The sequence below is a fragment of the Halorubrum saccharovorum DSM 1137 genome, from assembly GCF_000337915.1.
GTDB lineage: Archaea > Halobacteriota > Halobacteria > Halobacteriales > Haloferacaceae > Halorubrum > Halorubrum saccharovorum.
This window is the reverse complement of record NZ_AOJE01000057.1, coordinates 256,526-279,133: the sequence shown is the minus strand read 5'-3', so window position 1 is coordinate 279,133 and position 22,608 is coordinate 256,526. Positions and strand designations below refer to the sequence as shown.

Annotated in this window: 22 protein-coding genes; 11 read left to right on the top strand and 11 right to left on the bottom strand. The window is 66.8% G+C overall.

Annotated features, from left to right (window positions below):
- Window positions 1–144 precede the first annotated feature (144 nt).
- From C471_RS10700 to C471_RS17705, 3 genes are all read right to left on the bottom strand, one after another.
- Complete coding sequence (locus C471_RS10700; RefSeq protein WP_004048874.1) at window positions 145–585, bottom strand: DUF7346 family protein; 441 nt, start codon at window positions 583–585, stop codon at window positions 145–147.
- A gap of 27 nt (window positions 586–612) precedes the next feature.
- Window positions 613–1,119 carry a DUF7322 domain-containing protein gene (locus tag C471_RS10695; protein WP_004048872.1) on the bottom strand — a complete coding sequence of 169 codons (507 nt, stop codon included), beginning with the start codon at window positions 1,117–1,119 and terminating at the stop codon, window positions 613–615.
- A 118-nt stretch (window positions 1,120–1,237) separates the two neighbouring features.
- Window positions 1,238–1,411: a DUF7331 family protein gene (locus C471_RS17705; protein WP_004048870.1), complete on the bottom strand. Its 174-nt coding sequence runs from the start codon at window positions 1,409–1,411 to the stop codon at window positions 1,238–1,240.
- A 101-nt stretch (window positions 1,412–1,512) separates the two neighbouring features.
- Here C471_RS17705 and C471_RS10690 point away from each other — a divergent pair, with 101 nt between their 5' ends.
- The 6 genes from C471_RS10690 (at window position 1,513) to C471_RS10665 (ending at window position 10,466) form a co-directional block, all read left to right on the top strand.
- Window positions 1,513–5,535: an intein-containing DNA polymerase II gene (locus C471_RS10690; protein ID WP_004048868.1), complete on the top strand. Its 4,023-nt coding sequence runs from the start codon at window positions 1,513–1,515 to the stop codon at window positions 5,533–5,535.
- Between the two features lie 148 nt (window positions 5,536–5,683).
- On the top strand, window positions 5,684–6,604 hold the full coding sequence (locus tag C471_RS10685) for an ABC transporter ATP-binding protein (protein ID WP_004048866.1): 921 nt from the start codon (window positions 5,684–5,686) through the stop codon (window positions 6,602–6,604).
- A gap of 52 nt (window positions 6,605–6,656) precedes the next feature.
- Complete coding sequence (gene sufB / locus C471_RS10680; protein ID WP_004048865.1) at window positions 6,657–8,087, top strand: Fe-S cluster assembly protein SufB; 1,431 nt, start codon at window positions 6,657–6,659, stop codon at window positions 8,085–8,087.
- A 1-nt stretch (window position 8,088) separates the two neighbouring features.
- Entirely contained in the window at window positions 8,089–9,321 is a 1,233-nt protein-coding gene (gene sufD / locus C471_RS10675) for a Fe-S cluster assembly protein SufD (RefSeq protein ID WP_004048864.1), read from the top strand.
- Window positions 9,322–9,496: 175 nt separating this feature from the next.
- A complete protein-coding gene (locus tag C471_RS10670; protein ID WP_004048863.1) occupies window positions 9,497–9,982 on the top strand; it encodes a hypothetical protein in 486 nt (161 codons plus the stop codon).
- Window positions 9,983–10,025: 43 nt separating this feature from the next.
- Entirely contained in the window at window positions 10,026–10,466 is a 441-nt protein-coding gene (locus tag C471_RS10665; RefSeq protein ID WP_004048862.1) for a metal-dependent transcriptional regulator, read from the top strand.
- 45 nt (window positions 10,467–10,511) lie between these two features.
- Here the strand turns inward: C471_RS10665 and prf1 are convergent, their stop codons facing one another.
- Window positions 10,512–11,762, bottom strand: a complete 1,251-nt coding sequence (prf1, locus tag C471_RS10660; RefSeq protein WP_004048860.1) for a peptide chain release factor aRF-1 — start codon at window positions 11,760–11,762, stop codon at window positions 10,512–10,514.
- 326 nt (window positions 11,763–12,088) lie between these two features.
- Complete coding sequence (gene argS / locus C471_RS10655) at window positions 12,089–13,897, bottom strand: arginine--tRNA ligase (RefSeq protein WP_004048858.1); 1,809 nt, start codon at window positions 13,895–13,897, stop codon at window positions 12,089–12,091.
- 221 nt (window positions 13,898–14,118) lie between these two features.
- Between argS and C471_RS10650 the strand changes: the two genes are divergently transcribed.
- Together C471_RS10650 and C471_RS10645 are read left to right on the top strand one after the other, a co-directional pair.
- On the top strand, window positions 14,119–14,250 hold the full coding sequence (locus tag C471_RS10650; protein ID WP_394295193.1) for a hypothetical protein: 132 nt from the start codon (window positions 14,119–14,121) through the stop codon (window positions 14,248–14,250).
- Between the two features lie 45 nt (window positions 14,251–14,295).
- Complete coding sequence (locus tag C471_RS10645; RefSeq protein WP_004048856.1) at window positions 14,296–14,856, top strand: rhomboid family intramembrane serine protease; 561 nt, start codon at window positions 14,296–14,298, stop codon at window positions 14,854–14,856.
- A gap of 108 nt (window positions 14,857–14,964) precedes the next feature.
- Here the strand turns inward: C471_RS10645 and rpsJ are convergent, their stop codons facing one another.
- The 5 genes from rpsJ to C471_RS17470 all read right to left on the bottom strand — a co-directional run bounded on the left by rpsJ (window position 14,965) and on the right by C471_RS17470 (window position 18,493).
- Window positions 14,965–15,273 (bottom strand): 30S ribosomal protein S10, encoded by a 309-nt coding sequence (rpsJ, locus tag C471_RS10640; RefSeq protein ID WP_004048854.1) that lies wholly within the window; start codon window positions 15,271–15,273, stop codon window positions 14,965–14,967.
- Between the two features lie 3 nt (window positions 15,274–15,276).
- Window positions 15,277–16,542, bottom strand: coding sequence for a translation elongation factor EF-1 subunit alpha (gene tuf / locus C471_RS10635; protein WP_004048840.1), 1,266 nt, complete (start codon window positions 16,540–16,542; stop codon window positions 15,277–15,279).
- Window positions 16,543–16,761: 219 nt separating this feature from the next.
- Window positions 16,762–17,748 carry a homoserine dehydrogenase gene (locus C471_RS10630; protein ID WP_004048838.1) on the bottom strand — a complete coding sequence of 329 codons (987 nt, stop codon included), beginning with the start codon at window positions 17,746–17,748 and terminating at the stop codon, window positions 16,762–16,764.
- Window positions 17,745–18,338: an amino acid-binding protein gene (locus C471_RS10625; protein ID WP_049909281.1), complete on the bottom strand. Its 594-nt coding sequence runs from the start codon at window positions 18,336–18,338 to the stop codon at window positions 17,745–17,747. The genes C471_RS10630 and C471_RS10625 overlap by 4 nt, the downstream gene beginning before the upstream one ends.
- A complete protein-coding gene (locus tag C471_RS17470; protein ID WP_160163147.1) occupies window positions 18,335–18,493 on the bottom strand; it encodes a hypothetical protein in 159 nt (52 codons plus the stop codon). Before C471_RS17470 ends, C471_RS10625 begins: the two co-directional genes overlap by 4 nt.
- 228 nt (window positions 18,494–18,721) lie before the next feature.
- Here C471_RS17470 and C471_RS10620 point away from each other — a divergent pair, with 228 nt between their 5' ends.
- Window positions 18,722–19,216: a DUF3592 domain-containing protein gene (locus C471_RS10620; protein ID WP_004048834.1), complete on the top strand. Its 495-nt coding sequence runs from the start codon at window positions 18,722–18,724 to the stop codon at window positions 19,214–19,216.
- 63 nt (window positions 19,217–19,279) lie between these two features.
- Here the strand turns inward: C471_RS10620 and C471_RS10615 are convergent, their stop codons facing one another.
- Entirely contained in the window at window positions 19,280–21,469 is a 2,190-nt protein-coding gene (locus C471_RS10615; RefSeq protein ID WP_004048832.1) for an elongation factor EF-2, read from the bottom strand.
- 203 nt (window positions 21,470–21,672) lie between these two features.
- Here C471_RS10615 and C471_RS10610 point away from each other — a divergent pair, with 203 nt between their 5' ends.
- Both C471_RS10610 and C471_RS17465 read left to right on the top strand, forming a co-directional pair.
- Complete coding sequence (locus C471_RS10610) at window positions 21,673–22,317, top strand: bifunctional 4-hydroxy-2-oxoglutarate aldolase/2-dehydro-3-deoxy-phosphogluconate aldolase (protein ID WP_004048830.1); 645 nt, start codon at window positions 21,673–21,675, stop codon at window positions 22,315–22,317.
- Window positions 22,318–22,409: 92 nt separating this feature from the next.
- Entirely contained in the window at window positions 22,410–22,559 is a 150-nt protein-coding gene (locus tag C471_RS17465; protein WP_160163146.1) for a hypothetical protein, read from the top strand.
- The last annotated feature ends 49 nt before the right edge of the window (window positions 22,560–22,608 follow it).

Genomic DNA, 22,608 nt, shown 5'->3' with positions numbered 1-22,608 from the left:
CGAGCGGTCCGCGAGGGAGTCGGTGGTCCGGAGCGACGCGGAGGACCACCGACGAGGCTGGGGAGGCGTGAGGCACACGCTCGGCCGAGCGAGGGTACGGACGCGAACCGGCGCGAACGCCACCGTATTACGCTTATAAGCGAATCACTCGACGCTCTCCGACCCGCCCCGCAACAGCCCCATCGCTTCAACTGCGACCGAAGTCGCCTCGTAGCCGCGCCGCCCCGCGACGTCGACCTCGTCGATCAGGCCGGCCGCGCGGAACTCCGAAATCGTCCCGTGGAGGTCGGACTCGCACATGTCGGCCGCGTCGAGGAGGTCGATCGCGGCGATCGGCCCCTCGTCGACGACCACCGCGAGGAGGCCGAGTGACCGATCGTCGCGGACCGCTCCGATCGCCTGGCGGACCGGGGCCGGAACGCCCGAGGCCGCGGTCGCGAGCGGCGACTCGCCGTCGACGACGCGAAGCTCGTCGTTGTCGACGTACCGCTCCTCACCGGTGGCCGGATCCCGCACTCGACTCGAGTCGGCGGAGCGTTTCACGAGGAGGTACGTCGCGCCGGTCGCGTCACGAACCGTCTGCATGGATCGGAAACAGCGGTCGCGCGGGCATTACGCTTCCGGGGGCTCGGCGTCGGTACCGGAGTCGTCGGGGCCGGCGGGACCGGTGGGGGAGTCGGAGGTGGCGGAAGAATCGGGGGCGGACCCGTCGTCCGCGTCATCTGCGTCGTCCGCGTCATCCGCGTCATCCGCGTCGCCGCCGGGCTCCGGCTCCGCCGCGTCCCGCGATCGCTCCCACGACCGGTACGTCTGGTAGGTCCGGACGCCCGCGAGGAGTCCCGCGACGAACAGGGCCGGACCGATCCGCGACCACCCCTCGAAGAACCACAGCATCGGGCCGAGCGCGACGAGGAGCACGGCGGCGTTGGCGTAGATGACGGCGACGACGAACGCGCGGAGAGTCCCCGAGTCGACATCGCTCGCGCCCTCGAAGTCCCCGCCGTCGTCGAACGTCTTCACCGAAGGCGCCTTCGGGATGTCGGGCGTCATCTCCCGCTCGGCGTCGGAGCTCTCTCCGAAGGAGACCTCGCCCTCGTCGTCCTCGTCGAGGCTGAACACACCGAACGTACGCGGGGACGGGGCAAAGGGGTTCCGCCAGGGTTCGTCCGCGAGTCGCGGCTGCGAAGGGCTGGGATCGGAGCGAAAGGGGCGAAAGGGGCGAAAGGGGTGGCCGCCGTCAGAGCGCGTCGGCCAGCCGAACCGTTCGGCTCGCCTCGACCCACGCGAGGGGGTTCGCGGCGTCGAAAAGCACCACGTTCCCGTCGTCCTCGTACACCTCCACCTCGGCGTCGACCTCGTCGCGATCGGCCGGGCGAGCCGCCTCGGGTTCGGAACGCGGGTCCGAAGACATAGAGCGTGGTATGCCGTCACACAATATATGCCTTTCCGTGGCGGGAGTGCTCGCCGCACCCGAAAGCCGAGTTTTTTAGCCGGGTGCGCCGAAGCACGGGTATGACTCAGTCGGGGCTGTCGGACTTCTCGTCGTCCGGAGAGGCGGGCGACGAGTCGGGAGACAGCACGGAGGCCGAACGGGAGGAGCTGGCCGCACAGGAGGCGGCCGTCGTCGCCGGCGGCGGACGCGGACACGTCAGCGACGTGGTCGACGTCGACGAGGCGAAGTTCCCGGAGTCGACCGGGACCGTCGACCTGATGATCACCCAGATAGACTACGCCGTGGAGGGGTACGGCAGCGACGAGTACCCGGTCGTCCACGTGTTCGGCCGGCGACCGGCGGAACACGTCGACGGCGAGGACGACGCCGTCGAACACCTCCGCGTGCTCGGCGTCGAGCCGTACTTCTACGTTCCCACGTCCGACCTCGACCGCAACCCCGTCGAGGAGTACGACGTGGTGATCGGGACCAGAGAGGAGACCCCCGACGGCGAGCCCTTCGAGAGCATCCGCGGCGAGCCGCTCACCCGGATCGTCACCCGGACGCCCCGCGACGTGGGGAGCATCCGCGACGACTTCGCGACGACGTTCGAGGCGGACATCCTCTTCCCGAACCGCTTTCTGATCGACAACGGGATCAACGGCGGCATCCGCGTTGAAGAGCGCCGCCTCGACGACGGAGAGGGGACGATCCAGGTCCACGAGGGAATGCTCGAACCCGCGGATGTCGACGCCGAGATGCGGGTGAACACGTTCGACATCGAGGTGGACGACCGGCGCGGCTTCCCCGAGGACGGCGAGGAGCCGATCATCTGTCTCACCAGCCACGACTCCTACGACGACGAGTACGTCGTCTGGCTGTACGACGCGCCGGAGGCCGAGATCCCGCCGCCCGAGGATCTCCCCGACTACGAGGGGATCGTCGACGAGGGCGAGGAGCTCGACTTCCGAGTCCGCACCTTCGACGAGGAGGCCGCGATGCTCGACGCGTTCGTGGAGTACATCGCGGAAACCGACGTAGATCTTATGACGGGGTGGAATTTCGAAGATTTCGACGCACCGTACCTTCTGGACAGGATGGAGGTGCTCGACGACGGGAGCCAGTACGACCTCTCGATCGATCGGCTCTCCCGGATCGGCGAGGTGTGGCGCTCCGGCTGGGGCGGCCCCGACATCAAGGGCCGGGTCGTCTTCGACCTGCTGTACGCCTACAAGCGCACGATGTTCACGGAGCTGGAGTCGTACCGGCTCGACGCCGTCGGCGAGCGCGAACTCGGCGTCGGCAAGGAGCGCTACACGGGCGACATCGGCGACCTCTGGGAGCAGGACCCCGAACGCCTGCTGGAGTACAGCATCCGCGACGTGGAGCTGTGCGTCGAGATCGACCGGAAGCAGGACGTGATCGCCTTCTGGGACGAGGTGCGCACCTTCGTCGGCTGCAAGATCGAGGACGCGCCGACACCCGGCGACACCGTCGACATGTACGTCCTCCACAAGGCGTTCGGGAAGTTCGCGCTCCCGACGAAGGGCCAACAGGAATCGGAAGAGTTCGAGGGCGGCGCCGTCTTCGACCCGATCACCGGCGTCAAAGAGATGGTGACGGTCCAGGACCTGAAGAGCCTCTACCCGATGTGCATGGTGACGATCAACGCCGGCCCGGAGACGAAGGTCGACCCCGCGGAGTACGACGGCGAGACGTACGTCGCGCCCAACGGGACGCACTTCCGGAAGGAGCCGGACGGGATCATGCGCGAGATGGTCGACGAGCTCCTCACCGAGCGCGAGGAGAAGAAGGCGCTCCGGAACGATCACGATCCCGGCACCGAACCCTACGAGCAGTACGACCGACAGCAGGGAGCTGTCAAGGTTATTATGAACTGCTTCACGCCCGATACCGAGGTCGTAACCCCGGACGGCGTTCGGTCGATTACGGACTTGGAGGTCGGCGACGCCGTGTATTCGCTCGATCCCGATACGGAGGAGATGGAGGTGAAGACCGTCGAAGAGACCCACGCGTACCCGGACTACCGGGACGAACTCGTCGACATCGAAACGTCGAAGATCGACTTCCGGGTGACGCCGAACCACCGGATGCTCGTCCGGAAGAACGAGACGAACGGGATCACCGAAGACGGGTACAGTTTCGTGGAGGCGGGCGACCTGGACCGGGCGACGAACTACGAACTGCCCCACGATTGGGATGGACCGGACGGCGAACGGATCGACGAGGTCGATCTGACCGAACTCGTCGACGGGGAGTACGAGGTGTGGGTCCGACCGAGCGTCCACGACCACACGTTCACCGCCGAACTCGGCTGGACGCCGCGACGCGTTCCGAAGGCGGATGTCGGTCAGACCGGATACGTCTTCACGGCCTCGGAGTTCGAGGAGCACCGCGAGTACGTCGAATCGGTGTGTGAGACGAGCTTCGTTCACCGCGAGTCCGGTCGAAAGTGGATCCCGCGGACGTTCGACGGCGACGACTTCCTCGATCTGCTCGCGTGGTACGTCACCGAAGGAAGCGTGTACACCTCAGAGGAGAAGACGTTCGGTGAGAATCACCGGAGCTCCGCGACGACGGTAAAGATCGCACAGAACGCCATCGTCGACGGAGGCGGCCATCACGCGAGCATCGGCGAGCTGCTCAACGGGATGGGGTTCGACTGCTACGTCGACGACCGCGCGTATCAGTTCACGTCGGGGCTTCTCGGAGATCTGCTCCGAGAGATCTGCGGCGGCGACAGTTTCGAGAAACGGATTCCGGACATCGTGTTCGATGCGACCCGGACACAGAAGCGCCGCTTCTTGGAAACGCTGATCGACGGCGATGGGGATCGACAGTCGGGATCGTGGCGGTACACGACCTCCAGCGACCGGCTCCGTGACGACGTGCTCCGGCTGTGTGCCCACCTCGGGCTCACCGCGAGCTACAACCGCGACAACGGGAGCTGGCGGATATACGTCACGGAAGACGCGAAGAACACGCTCCGGATGCATCGGGGCGGAGCTCGGAGCGAGGCGGAAGACGGGGTCTACTGCGTGACCGTCGAAGATAACCACACGCTCCTCGCGGGGCGGAACGGAAAGTTCCAGTTCGTCGGACAGTCGCTATACGGCGTGACGGGATGGGATCGGTTCCGCCTCTACGACAAAGAGGGCGCTGCGGCCGTCACGGCGACCGGGCGGGAGGTCATCGACTTTACAGAGGAAGCCGCCGAAGAACTAAATTATCAAGTTGCGTATGGAGACACCGACAGCGTCATGTTATCGTTATCTGACATGTCGAAGGAGGAGGCGATCGATACCTCCTTCGAGATAGAGGACCACATCAACGAGCGCTACGACGACTTCGCGCGCGAGGAGTTAAACGCGGATTTCCACCGCTTCCAGATCGAGTTCGAGAAGCTCTACCGGCGGTTCTTCCAGGCGGGCAAGAAGAAGCGGTACGCCGGCCACATCATCTGGAAGGAGGGGAAAGACGTCGACGACATCGACATCACCGGGTTCGAGTACAAGCGCTCGGACATCGCACAGATCACGAAGGAGGTCCAGCAGAACGTCATCGAGACGATCGTCACGGGCGACGACATCGACGAGGACTTAGAGGAGGTGAAGGCGTACCTCGTTGACGTCATCGCCCGCGTGCTCGACGGCGAGATGGATCTCGACGAGATCGGGATCCCCGGCGGGATCGGGAAGAAGCTCGACGCCTACGAGACGCCGACCGCGCAGGTGCGCGGGGCGAAGTACGCCAACCTCATGCTCGGGACCAACTTCGGCAGCGGGTCGAAGCCGAAGCGGCTCTACATCGAGAAGGTCCACCCGGACTTCTGGACGCGGATGGAGGAGGAGAAGGGACTCGATCCGCAGCGCGATCACCTCTACGGGGAGTTCAAACGCGATCCGGACGTGATCTGCTTCGAGTACGCCGACCAGGTCCCCGAGGAGTTCGACGTCGACTGGGAGAAGATGCTGGACAAGACGCTCCAGGGACCGATCGAGCGCGTCATCGAGGCGCTCGGGATGTCGTGGGAGGAGGTCAAGACGGGACAGGAACAGACCGGACTCGGCTCCTTCATGTGATCCGGACCGGACGCTGAAAACGCCTTCTGAAAACCGCTTTTCGATCGGCGAGAACAATTCTTATCGATTTCGGGAAATTCTACGGGCAGATGCGTAACCATTAACCCGCCAAGACACCACTGTTCGGACACGAGGCACGAGAATACATATGGCAACTCTCGAAATCAACGATCTTCACGCGCGAGTGGCGGAAGAGGACGGCGAACGCATTCTTCGGGGGGTCGACCTGACCGTCGAGTCCGGGGACATCCACGCGCTGATGGGCCCGAACGGCTCCGGGAAGTCGACGCTCGCGAAGGTCATCGCCGGCCACCCCGCGTACGAGGTCACAGGCGGCGAGATCCTCCTGCATCTCGACGAGGAGGATCTCGACGACATCGACGCCGAGCTCGACGACGAGGACTACCACTGGGAGCTGCTGGAGCTCGAACCCAACGAGCGCGCCGCGCTCGGTATCTTCCTCGGATTCCAGTACCCGGCGGAGATCGAGGGTGTTACGATGACGAACTTCCTCCGACAGGCGCTCAACGCCAAGGCGGACGAGCGTGAGGAGCTGTTCGAAGACGAGGACGAGGAGTCGGCCGACGAAGACGACGAGGAGGAAGGGTACGACACCTCCCCGATGGAGGGCCCCTCGGACGACGGCGAGATCGGCGTCGCCGAGTTCCAGGAGATCCTCTCGGAGAAGATGGAGCTGCTCGACATGGACGAGAAGTTCATGCAGCGATACCTCAACGCCGGCTTCTCCGGCGGCGAGAAGAAGCAGAACGAAGTGCTGCAGGCCGCGATGCTGGAGCCCGCGGTCGCGGTGCTCGACGAGATCGACTCCGGGCTCGACATCGATCGCCTGCAGGACGTCTCGAAGGGGATCAACGCGCTCCGCGACGAGCAGGGCACGGGCGTCCTCCAGATCACTCACTACCAGCGGATTCTCGACTACGTCGAGCCCGACCACGTCCACGTAATGCTCGACGGCGAGGTCGTCAAAAGCGGCGGCGCGGAGCTCGCCGAGAAGCTCGAGGACAAGGGGTACGACTGGGTCCGCGAGGACGCGTTCGAAGCCGCGTAACCGAATCCAGTCACGCGATACACGTAAGTCCGGAACAACGTAACATCATACTATGAGCTCACAACAGGACGAACTGAAGGAGACAGACACCGAGGCCCGCTTCGAGTTCAAGAAGGAGGAGAAATCCGCCTTCCAGACCGAGAAGGGTCTCACCGAGGAGACGGTCCGCGTCATCTCGGAGGACAAGGACGAACCGGAGTGGATGCTGGAGCGGCGCCTGCGCGCGCTCGAGCAGTTCCAGGAGATGCCGATGCCGACCGACTGGCCCGGGCAGCCGGACCTCAGCGAGGTCGACATCGACGAGATCATCCCGTACATTCGGCCAGACGTGGACGTCCGCGCCGGCGTCGACGACTGGACCGAGCTCCCGGACGAGATCAAAGACACCTTCGACAAGCTGGGTATCCCGGAGGCCGAGAAGAACGCACTCTCCGGCGTCGGCGCCCAGTACGAGTCGGAGGTCGTCTACCAGAACATGCAGGAGCGGTGGGAGGAGAAGGGCGTCATCTTCTGTAACATGGACGAGGCCGTCCAGGAGCACGAGGAGATCGTCCGCGAGCACTTCATGACGAAGTGCGTCCCCCCGAGCGACAACAAGTTCGCCGCGCTTCACGGCGCGATCTGGTCCGGCGGCTCGTTCGTCTACGTGCCGGAGAACACCACCGTCGACATGCCGGTACAGGCGTACTTCCGGATGAACTCCGAGGGGATGGGCCAGTTCGAGCACACGCTCATCATCGCCGAGGAGAGCTCCGAGGTCCACTACATCGAGGGCTGTTCCGCCCCGAAGTACTCGGCGTTCAACCTCCACTCCGGCGGCGTGGAAGTGTTCGTCGGGGAGGACGCCCACGTCCAGTACTCCACGGTGCAGAACTGGTCGAAGAACACCTACAACCTGAACACGAAGCGCGCCATCGCCGAGAAGGGCGGGCGCATGGAGTGGATCTCCGGGTCGATGGGGTCGAAGGCGACGATGCTGTACCCGTCGACGATCCTGAAGGGCCGCGGCGCCTCCGACAACCACATCACCATCGCCTTCGCGGGCGAGGGGCAGGACATCGACACCGGCGCGAAGGTGTACCACAACGCGCCCGACACCAAGTCGACCATCGAGTCGAAGTCGATCTCGAAGGACGGCGGCCGCACGAACTACCGCGGGCTCGTCCACATCGCCGACGGCGCCGAGAACTCCTCGACCGCCGTGGAGTGCGACGCGCTGATGTTCGACAACGAGTCGACCTCCGACACCATGCCGTACATGGAGATCAACGAGTCGAAGGTCGACGTCGCCCACGAGGCGACCGTCGGGAAGATCGGCGACGAGGACATCTTCTACCTGCAGTCGCGCGGCCTCGACGACGACGACGCCAAGCAGATGATCGTTTCGGGCTTCATCGAGCCCATCACGGAGGAGCTGCCCATCGAGTACGCCGTCGAGCTCAACCGGCTCGTCGAGCTCGAGATGGAGGGCTCGCTCGGATAACATGAGCACGCAAGCAATCGAGAGCCTCTCAGAGGACACGGTACGACGCATCGCCGACGAACGCGACGAGCCCGAGTGGCTCTTGGAGACCCGTCTGAACGCGCTGGACGCGTTAGAGACGGCCGACCTCCCCGACGTTATCCAGACCCCCGGGCGACGCTGGACCGACCTGGAGGCCCTCGACTTCGAGTCGCTGGTCGACCCGCTGAACCAGTCTGACACCACGGAGCGGACGGTCGGCGACGACGAGGTCGTCGTCCTCCCGTTCACCGAGGCGTTCGACGAGTACAGCGACGTCATCGAGGCGAACTTCGGATCGGTGCTCGACCCCGAACACAACTACCTCACCGCGCTGTCGGTCGCGCTCTTCACGACCGGGACGTTCGTCTACGTCCCCGAGGGCGTCGACGTCGAGGACGTGACGGTGCGCGCGGAGATGAACTCCCGCTCGCTGTTCAGCCAGACGCTCGTCGTCGCCGAGGAGTCGTCGTCGGTGACGATCCTCGAATCGATCGAATCCGGCGACGGCGAGGCCGCCGCCTCGGGAAGCGTCGACGATGACCGGTACTTCTCGAACCTCGTCGAGATCGCCGCGGGCGAGAACGCGAGCGTCCAGTTCGGATCGCTCCAGAACCTCGACGACGACACGTACACCTACTCGCTGAAGCGCGCCGACGTGGGCACGTACGGCACCGTCGACTGGATCGAGAGCAACTTCGGGTCGAAGCTGACGCGCTCGGACGTCGAGTCGGAGCTGAACGGCGACGGCTCCGAGAGCCAGATCGTCGGGACGTTCTTCGGCACCGACGACCAGCACTTCGACATCAACGCCCGCGTCTGGCACCAGGCCGAGCACACGACGGCCGACCTGGTCACGCGCGGCGTGCTCGACGACGTGGCCCGTTCCGTCTACGAGGGGGTCCAGGACGTGGGCAACGACGCGTGGAACACCTCCAGCTACCAGCGCGAGAACACGCTGATGCTGTCGGACGACGCCGAGGCCGACGCGTCGCCGAAGCTGATCATCCACAACCACGACACCGAGGCGTCTCACTCCGCGACCGTCGGACAGGTCGACGCCGAGGACCTGTTCTACTTGCAGAGCCGATCGATCGACTCGCACACGGCGCGGAACATGCTCGTCGAGGGCTTCTTCGTCCCCGTGTTAGAGGAGATCGCCGTCGACGAGTTCCGCGACGACGTCGAGGACCTCGTCTTCGAGCGCCTGCAGTAGGTCGCGGGCGATCACGGGACATCGCGGTTCCCGGTTGTCGTTATTTCCGTGCGCAACGACGGCGAGCCCCGGGTATCGCGGGCGAGCGCCGATCGAAGGGGAACTCCTTAAGTCGGACTACGTCTGAGTTGGCGTGTATGCGAACGGTCGTATCGAACGGTGACGGGTGGTCGCCGTGAGCGTAAGCCAGCGGATCGCCTCGGACGACCAGCTCGCCCGGCTGTTACAGATCGGGATCGTCCTGGAGGAGGTCGTGGAGGCGCGAGCGCACCACCACTACCAGAGCCTCGACGCCGAACTCGACGAGGAGATCGAGACGCTGCTCGCGGACGCCGCCGAGGAGTCGGCCGAACACCGTCAACGGTTGGAGTCGCTCATCGAGGGGCTCGGCGTCGACAGCGTCCCGTTCGACGAGATCGAATCGCTCGTCGACGCGCGGTACGGGCGGACCCAGCCGGAGGACTTCGACGGGATCCTCTACGACCAGCTGTGTAACGAGGAGACCGCCTACAAGTTCTACGACGACCTCATCGAGGCGATAGAGGAGTCGAACGCCGAGTTCACGATCGATCGCGCGGAGCTTCTGGACGAACTGCGGGCGATCCGCGAGGACGAGGCCGAGGGGGTCAGCGAGGTAACGGAGGTCATGGAGCGACGATGAACCAGGGGACCGAACCGACGACGAGTGCCGACGGAGGGAAGCCGTGAACACCGCAGACCAGTACCTCAAGACGATATACGTCGTACAGAAGCAGGAGGACGGCCCCGCCTCGACCGGGTCGATCGCCGATTCGCTCGGTGTCAGCCCGGCGAGCGCCAACGAGATGATCGGGAAACTCGAAGAGCGCGGGCTCGCCGAACACGAGAAGTACAAGGGGGTCCGCCTCACCGACGACGGAATCGTGCGAGCGCGCGACGCGCTCCAGACCTACTGCATCATCGAGCGCTTCCTCGCGAACGTGCTCGCGGTCGAGGAGTTCCGCGACGAGGCCCGCGAACTGGAGGCGGTCATCGACGACACCGTCGCCGAGCGGCTCGACACGATCATCGACCGGCAGCCGGAGTGTCCGGACTGTTTCGACCCCGAAACGGACGCCTGCAAGTGCTTGGATATCGCGGCGGCGCCGGTCGAGCCGGAGCAGTAGACGGGAGGAGCGGCGCAGGAGGAGAGGAGCTTTCGACGCGTCCGCTTAGACGCCGGTCGAATAGCGCAGGATACCCGCGATTCCCCCGAACGCGTCGAGCAGCTGTTCGCCCTTCTCGAAGTCGGTGGAGATGAACTTGGTGTCGGTCCCGCGCTGTTCGGCGATCGCCATCAGGTGTTCGATCACGTCCTCGCGCTCGTCGACGTCGGCCTCCTCGCCGCACTCCGAGCACTCGTGGGACGGGGTTGAGTGTCGCGCGTCGACCACCTCGTACTCCTCGTGACCGTTCGGGCACTCGTAGACGACCACGTCGGACCGGAGGTCCTCGGAGATGAGCAGGCGGTCGACCGAGCCCATGATCAGGTTCCGACGGGTCTGCTCGAAGCCGTACGTGGCCTCCTCGCCGGTGTTGAGGTTCTCGAAGAACTCCTCCATGTGGCGTTTGTCCTCGACGATCTCCTGATCGGAGAGCGCCTCGCTGGCGTTGTCGACGAGGTCCTTCAGCCCGGACTCGTCGGTGTACGCCACGTCGAACTTGCCGAGCACCTTGTCCTGCAGCTCGTGGTGGAGGTAATCGCCGTCGAGGAACTCGTCTTTCGTCGGTGAGGGACCGCCGACGAGGATGCCGTCGAGCTCGTGGCGCTTGTCGACGAACAGGTCGTTGGCCATCCCCGCGACCTCCTGGTAGAAGTTGTCGATCGCTTCCAGCCGGAGGCGGGCGAACCGCTGTGCGGACTGACCCCCTTTCCGCTGTTTGCCGGGGACGAGCGAGGAGGCCGACTTGACGGCCTCGACCCGCTTGCCCTTCAGCCAGCCGACGTTGGCCTCGCGCCGGTCGAGGACGATGAGCCCGAACAGGCCGGTGTCCTCCAGCATGTGTTCGAGCGGCTCGGTGAGGAACTCGGAGTCGCAGTGGTAGCGGAACGACTGGACGGGCTGGGGGGGCGACTCCAGCGTCTTGGTGACCATGTCGGTCTGGCCGCCGCCGGCGTCGATCGCTCCGGAGAAGATCACGATCCCGTTCTCGGGCGGGAAGGTGTCGTAGTAGCGGAGGCGGTCTTTGATCGAGGTGAGCGCGTCCTGTACGGCCGTCCGCGTCTGCTTGGACTTGATGTTGGACGCCTCGCTGTGTTCCTGCGTGACGTGGGCGACCACGTCGGAGATCTGCCGATCCTCGGGGATGTAGATGGTGACGAGCTGCGTGCCGGAACCCTCGAAGTCGCGGAGTTCCTCGATGACCTTGCGGAACTCGTACTTCCGCCGGTCCTCGCTCGCCTCTTGGGCGTCGCTACTCATTACCCTAAATACGGCGTCGTGTGTGTAAGTAAGCTTTGACCTCCCCGCCAGCGCGACGACACCGTGTCACACGGGTGGCCAAGCGCGTGATTGTTCATACATCAACTGCGGTGGCGTCGCCGGCGGCTTCGCCGCCGGCTGCCAGAGGGACCGGAGGTCCCTCGCTGGAGTCGGTGGTCCAAGCGAAGCGAAGGACCACCGACGAGGCTGGGGAGGCGTGAGGCCGAGCGGTACGGTCGGGCTGGCCCTTTGGAAGTGTTCGCAGCAGCGTCGACAGCAACATCCCGATCGAAGAAAACCGAACGACGACCCTAATCGCCTCGTTCCTACATCGACTCGGGCGCCTCGACCCCGAGCACGTCAAGCGCGTTCGCCATGGTGTGCTTCGCGGCCGCGACGAGCGCAACGCGGGCGGCCCGGAGCTCCTCGTCCTCGGCCGTGACGACCGGGCACTCCCGGTAGAACGCGTTGTACGCGTCGGCGAACTCGCGGGTGAATGTGGCGATCGTGTGCGGCTCTAAGTCGTTCGCCGCCTCCTCGATGGCGGCCGGGAAGCGGGCGACCTCGCGGAGGAGGTCGCGGGCCTCCTCGGTCTCGAAGACCGCGGCGTCGACGTCGAGGGCGCCGTAGTCGACGGCCCCGCCCGCGTCCGCCGTCACGCCCGGTACCTCGATCCCGGCGTCGGCCGCCTCGTCTAAGATTCCGCAACAGCGCGCGTGGACGTACTGGACGAACGGGGCGGACTGCCCCTCGAAGTCGAGCGCGTCCTCCCACTCGAAGGTGATCGCCTTCGCGGGCTGCTTCGAGATGATGTCGTATCGGACCGCCCCGATCCCGACCTCGTGGGCGATGCGCTCCACGTCCGCCTCGGTGAGGTCGTCGTCGCGGATCCGGTCGTCCATTCGGCTCTCGACCGCCTCGCGAGCGCGATCGATCGCCTCGTCGAGTAAGTCGTCGAGCATCACGCCGGTGCCCTTCCGGGTGGACATCTTCCCCTCCGGGAGGTTCACGTACGAGTAGATGACGTGACCGAGCCGATCGGTGTCGTTGCCGAGCAGTTCGAGAGCCGCGTCGAGCTGGTCGGCCTGCAGCTTGTGGTCCTCGCCGAGCACGGTGACGGCGCGGTCGTAGTTGTCGAACTTCCACTCGTGGTGAGCCAGATCGCGGGTGGTGTAGAGGCTGGTGTCGTCGGAGCGCAGGAAGACGAGGTTCTTGTCGATCCCCCAGTCGTTGAGCTCCAGCTGCCACGCGTCCTCCTCGTAGACGGCGTGGTCGGTCTCCTTGAGCCGCGCCGCGATCTCGTCGGTGGAGCCGTCGCGCATGAACCGCGTCTCCTTGACGAACTCGTCGAACTCGGCGGGCAGGCGGGCGAGACACTCCTTCATCCCGCCGAGGACGGCGTCGACGACCTCGCCGACGCGCTCGTACGTCTCCTCGTCGCCGGCTTCGAGCCCCTGCAGGATCGCGGAGATTTCGTTTTCCGCGGCCTCGACGGCCTCGGGGTCGGCCTCCTCCAGGTACGCGTTCCCCTTCCGGTAGTAGCGCACGAGGTCGTACTCGGCGCGGTCGCGTGCGGGCTCCTCGTCTAAGTCCGACTCGTCGAACCGCTCGTACGCCCACGTGAACACGGCCATCTGCCGACCCGCGTCGTTGACGTAGTAGTGGCGATCGACGTCGTAGCCCGCGTATTCCAGGAGGTTCGCGACCGCGTCGCCGACGATGGGGTTTCGCGCGCGGCCGACGTGGACCGGGCCGGTCGGGTTCGCGCTCGTGTGTTCGACGACGACAGAGGTATCCCGATCCGGGAGCGCGCCGTAGCCGGCGTCGGGGGCGGCCGCGTCGAGCGTGTCGGCGAGGTAGCGCTCGCCGGCGTGGAAGTTGACGTACGGACCCGCGGTGTCGACCGCGGCGAGGTAGTCGTACCCGTCGGCGTCAACCGCGTCCGCGACCGTCGCGGCCACGTTCGGGGGCGCGTCGCCGACCTCGCCCGCGAGGCGGAAGGCGACGCTGGAGGCGAGCGTCGCGTCCATGTCGTCGGGCGGGCGTTCGATGCCGAGATCGTCGGTCGGGAGGTCGAGCGAGGCGAGCGCGTCGCCGAGCGCGTCGGCCACCTCCGACCGGAACTGCCGGAACATACCGTCCGTTCGTGGGTCGCCCTAAAAGGCCCTTCCGAAGCGGCTCGGAGGGGAAGCCTCGGAACGGTGCCGCCTCTCGTCCGCACCCGGCCGTCTTCGACCCGCCACCATCGACACAACGCGCTTACAGCGCCCGGACATGCGGCCGCGTAGCTCCTTCGAAACCGAAAAGCGACGAGCGTAACTTCCGCAAGGAGCGAGCGCTCACCCCCTTCACCGACGTGCGCGACACGACGGCCGCCGTCGACGCCGCCCGACAACGTCGGCACTGTCGGCGACCTGCCGACCGCGACCGGTACGCCGCCGAGGCCGAGCGGATGACCCGAGTACACGATCCGGACGACGCGATCTGACCTCCCCGATCGCGTTTAACCCGTTCCGGTGCGAACGACAGCACGATGCGCGCCACGTTCGAGACGCTCGCGATCGCCCTCCTCGTCGGAATCGCACAGCTCGCGCTGAGCGTCGTCAATCTCGCGGGGCTCTTCGCGCTGTCGACGCCGCTCGCCGTCGCGCCGTGGACCGTCGTCACCAGCGTGTACGCGCACGGGTCGATCGGCCACCTGCTGGCGAACGGGCTCGCGCTGCTCCTCGTCGGCCCGCTCGTCGAGCGCCGGACCACCCGCCTCCGATTCCACGCGTTCGTGGTCGGGACCGGCGCGCTCGCCGGAATCTCGCAGGTAACGCTCGGCGGACTGCTCGGTCCCTCGGCGGCCGTGTTGGGACTCAGCGGCGCCGTCTTCGCGCTCGGGGGGTACCTCCTCGCGGGCAACGTCGTGAGCGCGACGCTGTTCGACCGGCTGCGGCTCTCCGCCCGGGCGCAGTTCGCGCTGTTCGGACTGGCCGCCGTCGTCCTCACCGCGACGACCGCGGCCCCCGGCGTCGCGCTGATCGCTCACGCGACCGGCGCGTTCTGCGGGCTCGTCGCCGGGCGCACGGGGCTACTCGACGTGCGATAACCTCGTGACGAGCGTGGCGGCCCTCGATCGGGTCGAAGGCCGACCGACGGCGGCGACGCTAGCGAGCGTGAAAGAAAACGAAGAGAGCGTGAACGGACGCCCTAGCGCTTAGTCTTCGAGAACGATCTCGATGCTGACGTCGTTCGGCACTTGGACGCGCATGAGCTGGCGGAGCGCGCGTTCGTCGGCGTCGATGTCGATCAGACGCTTGTGGACGCGCATCTCCCAGTGCTCCCACGTCGCCGTCCCCTCACCGTCCGGGGACTTTCGCGACGGGATCTCGAGCGTCTTCGTCGGCAGCGGGATCGGGCCCGACAGGGCGACCCCCGTCGAGTCCGCGATCTCGCGGACGTCGTCGCAGATGTCGTCGAGGTCCTCGGGGCTCGTGCCGGCGAGGCGGACGCGTGCCTGCTGCATCGATTATCGCTCGTTGACTTCGAGCACCTTGCCGGCCGCGATGGTCTGACCCATGTCGCGGATGGCGAAGCTGCCGAGTTCCGGGATCTCGCCGGACGGCTCGATGCTGAGCGGCTTTTGCGGGCGCACGGTGACGACCGCGGCGTCGCCGGACTTGATGAAGTCCGGGTTCTCCTCGGCGACCTCGCCCGAGGACGGGTCGATCTTCTGATCGATGGACTCGATCGTACAGGCGACCTGCGCCGTGTGGGCGTGGAAGACGGGCGTGTACCCGGCCGTAATGACGCTGGGGTGCTGCATGACGACGACCTGCGCCTTGAACGTCTCTGCGACGCTCGGCGGGTCGTCGGCGGGACCACAGACGTCGCCGCGACGGATGTCGTCCTTGCCGATGCCGCGGACGTTGAACCCGACGTTGTCACCGGGCTCGGCCTTGGGGACTTCCTCGTGGTGCATTTCGACCGTCTTCACTTCGCCGCCCACGTCGGACGGCTGGAAGGAGACGTTGTCGCCGGTGTTGAGGATCCCGGTCTCGACGCGTCCCACGGGGACGGTCCCGATGCCGGAGATGGTGTAGACGTCCTGGATGGGGAGTCGGAGCGGCGCGTCCGTCGGCGGCTCGGACTCCGGCAGGTCGTTGAGCGACTCCAGCAGGGTGTCGCCGTCGTACCACGGCGTGTTCTCGGACTCCTCGGAGATGTTGTCGCCCTCGAAGGCCGAGATCGGCACGAACGTCGTGTCGTCGGTCGCGAAGCGAACCTGGTTGAGCAGGTCCTCGACCTCGCCGATGACCTCCTTGTACGTGGACTCCTGGTAGTCGACCAGGTCCATCTTGTTGACGCCGATGATGAGCTCGTTGATGCCCAGCGTGCGGGCCAGGAACACGTGCTCTCGGGTCTGGGGCGCGACGCCGTCGTCGGCCGCGACGACGAGCACCGCGTTGTCGGCCTGCGAGGCGCCCGTGATCATGTTCTTCACGAAGTCACGGTGGCCCGGGCAGTCGACGATGGTGAAGTAGTAGTTGTCCGTGTCGAACTCCTGGTGGGCGATGTCGATCGTGACGCCGCGCTCGCGCTCCTCGGCGAGGTTGTCCATCACGTAGGCGAACTCGAAGCCGCCCTTGCCCTTCTCTTCGGCTTCCTCGCGGTGCTGCTCGATTACGTGCTCGGGGACGCTCCCCGTCTCGAAGAGGAGGCGACCCACGAGCGTACTCTTGCCGTGGTCGACGTGGCCGATAATGGCCAGGTTCTGATGCGGTTTGTCACTCATGGGGTAATCACGCGCTAAGGCGCTCTGTGAGTAAGTTTCGGTAGATTCCACTAAAACGGTTTCGATACGGACCACAGACTATCGCAACGCGGTCGGGCGATTCTCGACAACGCGGGGCACGGGGGATCGACACACGGCCGGATTCGCGTCTCGGTTTCCCGCCCGGTTCGCGACCGCGAGGTTCGGGAGCGCCGAGGGGCCGTTCCGACGCCCGCGACGCTACTCCAGGCGACCCACGTCACCGAGCACCGCGCTCGCCGTCTCCGGACCGCCCGCGCCCCGTCCGGAGATGTTGAGCCGACCGGCGTGGGTGGTCTCGATCTGGACGATGTTCTGCGTCCCGGAGACCGCGAGCGTCCCGTTCTCGGGGACGAGCCGCGGCGCGACCCGGACCGTCTCGCCCGTCGCCTCGCCGATGAGCCGGACCGTGCGACCGTCTTCGGTCGCGAGCCGGAGCGTGGAGCCGGGCACGTCGCGGATCCCCTCCACGTCGGCGTCGTCGAGCGTGAACTCCCGGGCGTCGACCGGGTCGTCGGCCGCGCCGAACGAGAGCACGTTCGCGAGGATGACGCACTTCAGCGCCGCGTCGGTGCCGTCCACATCGAAGGAGGGGTCGGCCTCCGCGACGCCGAGGTCCTGCGCCTCCGCGAGCACGTGCTCGTAGTCGAGCCCCTCCGCGGCCATCCGCGTGAGGATGAAGTTCGCCGTCCCGTTGAGCACGCCGCGGACCGCGGTGACGTGACCCGGCTCGATGTCCTCGACGGTCGACACGGCGGGGATCGCGCCGCCGACGGTGGCCTCGAAGCGGATGTCGCCGTCGCTGTCGTTCACGAGCGACCGGAGGTCGCCGAACCGCTCCGCGACCGGGCCCTTGTTCGCGAGCACGGCGTGGCGGTCCCGCTCCAGCGCGGTCCGAACGTGCGAAAATCCGGGCTCGGCGTCGCCCAGCGTCGTCGGCGTCGCCTCCACCAACACGTCGTAGTCGGCCGCCAGCGCGTCCTCCGGATCCCCGTCGCCGACGATCCCCCGCTCGGCCTTGCGGGCCACCACCGCGTCGGAGTCGACACCGGTGCCCCGACCCCCGGTCCTGTCCGCGACGACCGCGCTCGACGAGTCCGCCACCGCGACGACCTCGTGACCGTACTCGCTCGCGAGGTCGACGACCGAGCGCCCGACCGCGCCGGCTCCGACGACGGCGAGTCTCACGCCTCCACCCCCGTGAGCGGCTCGACCAGACGCAGGTCCTTCTCGGCGGCCAGCTCCCGGACCGCCGCGAGCGCCGCCTCCGTCTCGCCGGCGCGGGCCTCCAGGCGGAGCCGGGCGCTCGACGCCTCCTCGGTCCCCTGCGGCGCCGCCAGCGACACGTCGGCGACGGACGCCGACTCGCAGGCCTCGATCTGCGAGAGCGTGTCCGACAGGTCAGTGTCGATGAGGTGGCCGAAGAGCAGGATGGTAACCTCCTCCGCGTACCGCTCCGTCCCCGCCTGCATCACGTTCACGCCCTCACTCCGGAGCGCCTCGACGATCCCCTCGAACCGCTCCTGCGTCGCCTCAAAGTCGACCTCGACGGGGATCCGACCGCGGGGCGTCTTGTTCCCGCGTTCGTGGTAGATCGAGAGGAGGTTCCCGCCGTTGTCGGCGATCGGGTGGAGCGCGGCGAGCAGCTGCCCCGGCTCGTCGACGAGTTCGAGCCGCACCGTATGCGTCGACGGCGTCGTCGAGGCGTGGCCGCCGTCGGGAGTCGCGTCCTCGTCGTCAACCGCCTCTTCGGGGACGCCGTCACGGGCGTCGCTCACGCCGCCACCTCCGCGCCTGAAGCGGTCATCGCGGCGAGCGACGTTCCGGAGGTCCCCGTCCGCGGTCCGATCCGGCACGGTCCTGTCGGCGGCGCGGAGCGGTCGCTTGCTGGCTCCGTCGCGATGCGCCGAGCGGGAGTCGTGCCCGTCTGCATATCCGAAACGAGTCGGGGGATCCGGTATAAGCCTTCGGCGATGGCAGGCGTTGCCTCGCCGCCACGGCTGTCAACGTACCGCACAGTCGGACGGACGCCACCATCCACACTTACGGGCGATGAGGATCGACGACACGGCGTGCGACACCGCCCACCCAGTCAGCGACCGATCGTGACACAGCCCTCCGTGCCGAGCCGTCGCGCGCCGAACGGGGGTGAGACGACCGAATGAGCGACGGCGGGCTCTCGATCGACGGCCCGAAGACGCTCCGCGGTGCGGTCATCGTGTTGGTGATCGGGCTCGCGGTGACCGGGTACGGCGCGTACGACTACACCCAACAGTCGAGCGCGGTCGACGACGCGGTCGCGGTCGACGCCACGATCACCGACCTCGATGTCGAGTCGACGTCGACGGGAGGCGAGGCCGGCGTCGACTACCGACCGGCCGTCCGGTTCACGTACGAGTACGAGGGAACCGAGTACGCGAGCACGAACGTCTTCCCGTCGGCGATCACGTCGAACTACGACACCGAGTCGGCGGCGCGCGAGGTCGTCGAGGGATACGCCGTCGACGAGTCGGCCACCGCCTACGTCGACCCGTCGGACCCGGACGGCGGGTTCCTGAAGGCACAGACCTCGAACGCGCCGGTCGTCGCGGCCGTGTTCGGCTCGTTCTTCGTCCTCGTCGGCGGCGCGTCAGCGGTCAAGCAGTTCCGCCGCTGACGGGTCGGAGCGTCGAGAGAACCGCGAAAGAGATCGCAGAAAACCGCGAGCCGCGTCGTCGACTTAGAAGTAGTCGATCGACTGCGGCAGTTCCAGCTTCATGCCCTTCCGCTCGCGGATCTCCATGATCTTCTCGCGCTGGAGGTTGTCGACGAGCACGCGGAAGCCCGCGTTCTCGGTGTTCCACGAGGCGCGGCCCTCGGTGGCCGAGCGGATGTCGGAGGAGAAGCCGATCATCTCCTCGACGGGCGCGATGCCCTCGACGACCATGAGGTCGCCCTCCTGGTACATGTCGTCGACACGGCCGCGGCGACCCTGGATCTCGCCGGACGCCGCGCCCATGTGCTCCGAGGGCACGTCGATCCGGACGTCCTGGATCGGCTCCAGCAGGCGGACCTCGCCGTCGATCAGCGAGCGGTGGACCGCGTCGCGGACCGCGGGGATGACCTGCGCGGGACCGCGGTGGATGGTGTCCTCGTGGAGCTTCGCGTCGTGGAGGCGGAACAGCGACCCCTGGACCGGCTCGGCGGCGAGCGGCCCATCGTCGAGCGCTTCCTGAAGCCCCTCAAGCACGAGCTCCATCGTCTCGTTGAGGTGCTGGATCCCCTTCGTGTCATCGATGAGGATGTTGGTCCGGTGGATGTGCTCGACGTTCTGGGAGGTGTCCTTGTCCATGCCGGCCTCCTGTAGCGCCTCGCGGCGCTCCAGTTCGGGCATGTCCATCGAGACCTCGCCGAGCTGGATGGCGTCGACGATCTCCTGGTCCATCGGCTCGACGGTGATGTAGAACTTGTTGTGGCGGTTCGGCGACTGCCCCTCGACCTCGCGGGACGCCTCCTGCGGCTGCTCGCGGAAGACCACGATCGGCTCGCCGGTGATGACCGGGATGCCCTGGTTGTCGCGGATCCGCTGGGTGATCACTTCGAGGTGGAGCTCGCCCTGCCCGCTGATGAGGTGCTCGCCGGTGTCCTCGTTGATCTCGATCTGGATCGTCGGGTCCTCCTTGGCGACCTGCTGGAGCGTCTCGATGAGCTTCGGCAGGTCGTCCATGTTCTGCGCCTCGACGGACTTGGTGATGACCGGCTCGGAGATGTGCTCGATCGACTCGAACGGCGTCATCTCCACGGAGGAGACCGTGGAGCCGGCGATGGCGTCACGCAGTCCGGTGACGGACGCGATGTTCCCCGCCGGGACGCGGTCCACCTCCTCGCGCTCGGACCCCATGAACAGGCCGACGCTCTGGATCCGGTTTTTGCCGGCGGTCCCGGAGACGTACAGCTCCTGGCCCTTCTCCAGCGTGCCGGAGAAGACGCGGCCCGTCGCGATCTCGCCCGCGTGCGGGTCCATGGAGATGTCGGTGACCATGAAGACGACCTCGCCGTCCTCGTTGACCATCCGCATCGTGTCGGCCAGATCCGAGTCGGCGTCGCCGCGCCAGATGCGCGGGACACGACGGGGCTGGGCGTCGACCGGGTTCGGGAAGTGCTCGCAGACCATGTCGAGCACGACGTCCGAGAGCGGCGTCCGCTCGTGGAGCTCGTCGCGCTTGTCGTTCTGTTCGAGCTCCATGATGTCGCCGAAGTCCATGCCGGTCCGCTGCATCGACGGCATCGAGACGCCCCACTTGTACAGCGCGGAGCCGAAGCCGACCGTTCCGTCCTCGACGGAGACGGTCCAGTCTTCGGGGATGTCGTCCATGTTCTCGGCCATCCCGCGGATGAGCTCGTTGACGTCGGCGATGACCGACATCAGCCGCTCCTGCATTTCCTGGGGCCCCTCCTGGAGCTCGGAGATGAGGCGGTCGACCTTGTTGATGAACAGCGCCGGCTTCACGCCCTCGCGGAGCGCCTGCCGGAGCACCGTCTCGGTCTGGGGCATCGCGCCCTCGACGGCGTCGACGACCACCAGCGCGCCGTCGACCGCGCGCATCGCGCGGGTGACGTCGCCACCGAAGTCGACGTGGCCCGGCGTGTCGATGAGGTTGATGAGGTGGTTGGTGTCCCCGTACTCGTGAGTCATCGAGACGTTCGCCGCGTCGATGGTGATGCCGCGCTCCTGTTCGTCCTCCTTCGTGTCCATCGCGAGCTGCTCGCCCGCGGTGTCCTGGGAGATCATGCCGGCACCGGCCAGCAGGTTGTCGGAGAGCGTCGTCTTCCCGTGGTCGACGTGGGCGGCGATGGCGATGTTCCGGATGTTCTCCGGCGTGTCCATCAGCCGCTCGCACTCTTGAACGATCTTCTTGCGTCGGCCCATTATACCGCTTGTTACCGAAAGGAGGGTCAAAAGGGTAGTGTTTCGTCTCGGCCGTTTCGACCGGATCGACCCGCGATCGCGCCGGTTTCGTGTCGATCGGTCGCACGATCCGGGGCGTCCGGTCGGCACGATCCGGGGCGTCCGATCGAAACGTCTCGTGCGCATCCGCGTCTATTTAGGTGATCGCTCGGAAACGGGAGCGCATGAACGAAACGCTCTCACGGATCGTCGACAGCGGTGTCGTCGCGGTACTGCGCGGAGTCGAGGCCGACCAGCTCATCGAGATCACGGAGGCGCTCCGCGAGGGCGGCGTCACCGCCGTCGAGATCACCGCCGACACGCCCGACGTGGCCGAGAAGATCGGCGAGGTCGCCGGCTCCTTCGACGACGAGGTCGTCGTGGGCACCGGGACGGTCCTCGACAGCGAGACGGCCCGGACCACGCTGATGGCCGGCGCCGAGTTCGTCGTCTCGCCGAGCCTCCACGAGGACGTGATCGAGACGTGCAACCGCTACGGCGCCGTCAGCGCGCCCGGCGTGATGACCCCGACCGAGGCGATCCGCGGCTACGAGGCCGGCGCCGACTTCGTGAAGGTGTTCCCCGCCAAGACGGTCGGCCCGGACCACCTCGGAGCCATGAAGGGGCCGCTCGGCCAGATCCCGATGATGCCGACCGGCGGCGTCGGCCCCGACAACGCCGCGGACTACATCGCCGCCGGCGCGTTCGCGGTCGGCGCGGGCGGCGCCCTCGTCGACTACGACGCCGCCGAGCGCGGCGACTACGAGGCGATCACCGAGACCGCCCGGGAGTTCGTGCAAGTGGTCGAGGAAGCGCGCGCGGGCGAATAGACGCCGCGATGACCCGACCGCGGACGTGACAGCGGAACGTGAGTATGTGGTTATCCCGTCCGCCGGCGTATGGGAATCATGAGCACGATCCGATGAGCGCCGGGAGCGACGTCTGCGTCCGCTGCGGTGAGTCCACTCGACCGAGCCGGCTCGTCGTCGTCAACCCGGTCGACGACCCGCTACAGGTGTTCGAGTGTCCCGGCTGTGGCGCGGTCGTCCGGATCGGCGGTCACGGCTGGTGAGCCGCGGGGCGCGCTCGGTGACCGCCGCGATCCCGATCGGTGACCGCCG

Coding starts and splice junctions, on each gene's coding strand:
- C471_RS10700 (WP_004048874.1), bottom strand. CDS start 585: ATGCAGACGGTTCGTGACGCGACCGGCGCGACGTACCTCCTCGTGAAA.
- C471_RS17705 (WP_004048870.1), bottom strand. CDS start 1,411: ATGTCTTCGGACCCGCGTTCCGAACCCGAGGCGGCTCGCCCGGCCGAT.
- C471_RS10690 (WP_004048868.1), top strand. CDS start 1,513: ATGACTCAGTCGGGGCTGTCGGACTTCTCGTCGTCCGGAGAGGCGGGC.
- C471_RS10685 (WP_004048866.1), top strand. CDS start 5,684: ATGGCAACTCTCGAAATCAACGATCTTCACGCGCGAGTGGCGGAAGAG.
- sufB (WP_004048865.1), top strand. CDS start 6,657: ATGAGCTCACAACAGGACGAACTGAAGGAGACAGACACCGAGGCCCGC.
- sufD (WP_004048864.1), top strand. CDS start 8,089: ATGAGCACGCAAGCAATCGAGAGCCTCTCAGAGGACACGGTACGACGC.
- prf1 (WP_004048860.1), bottom strand. CDS start 11,762: ATGAGTAGCGACGCCCAAGAGGCGAGCGAGGACCGGCGGAAGTACGAG.
- argS (WP_004048858.1), bottom strand. CDS start 13,897: ATGTTCCGGCAGTTCCGGTCGGAGGTGGCCGACGCGCTCGGCGACGCG.
- C471_RS10645 (WP_004048856.1), top strand. CDS start 14,296: ATGCGCGCCACGTTCGAGACGCTCGCGATCGCCCTCCTCGTCGGAATC.
- rpsJ (WP_004048854.1), bottom strand. CDS start 15,273: ATGCAGCAGGCACGCGTCCGCCTCGCCGGCACGAGCCCCGAGGACCTC.
- tuf (WP_004048840.1), bottom strand. CDS start 16,542: ATGAGTGACAAACCGCATCAGAACCTGGCCATTATCGGCCACGTCGAC.
- C471_RS17470 (WP_160163147.1), bottom strand. CDS start 18,493: ATGCAGACGGGCACGACTCCCGCTCGGCGCATCGCGACGGAGCCAGCA.
- C471_RS10620 (WP_004048834.1), top strand. CDS start 18,722: ATGAGCGACGGCGGGCTCTCGATCGACGGCCCGAAGACGCTCCGCGGT.
- C471_RS10615 (WP_004048832.1), bottom strand. CDS start 21,469: ATGGGCCGACGCAAGAAGATCGTTCAAGAGTGCGAGCGGCTGATGGAC.
- C471_RS10610 (WP_004048830.1), top strand. CDS start 21,673: ATGAACGAAACGCTCTCACGGATCGTCGACAGCGGTGTCGTCGCGGTA.
- C471_RS17465 (WP_160163146.1), top strand. CDS start 22,410: ATGAGCGCCGGGAGCGACGTCTGCGTCCGCTGCGGTGAGTCCACTCGA.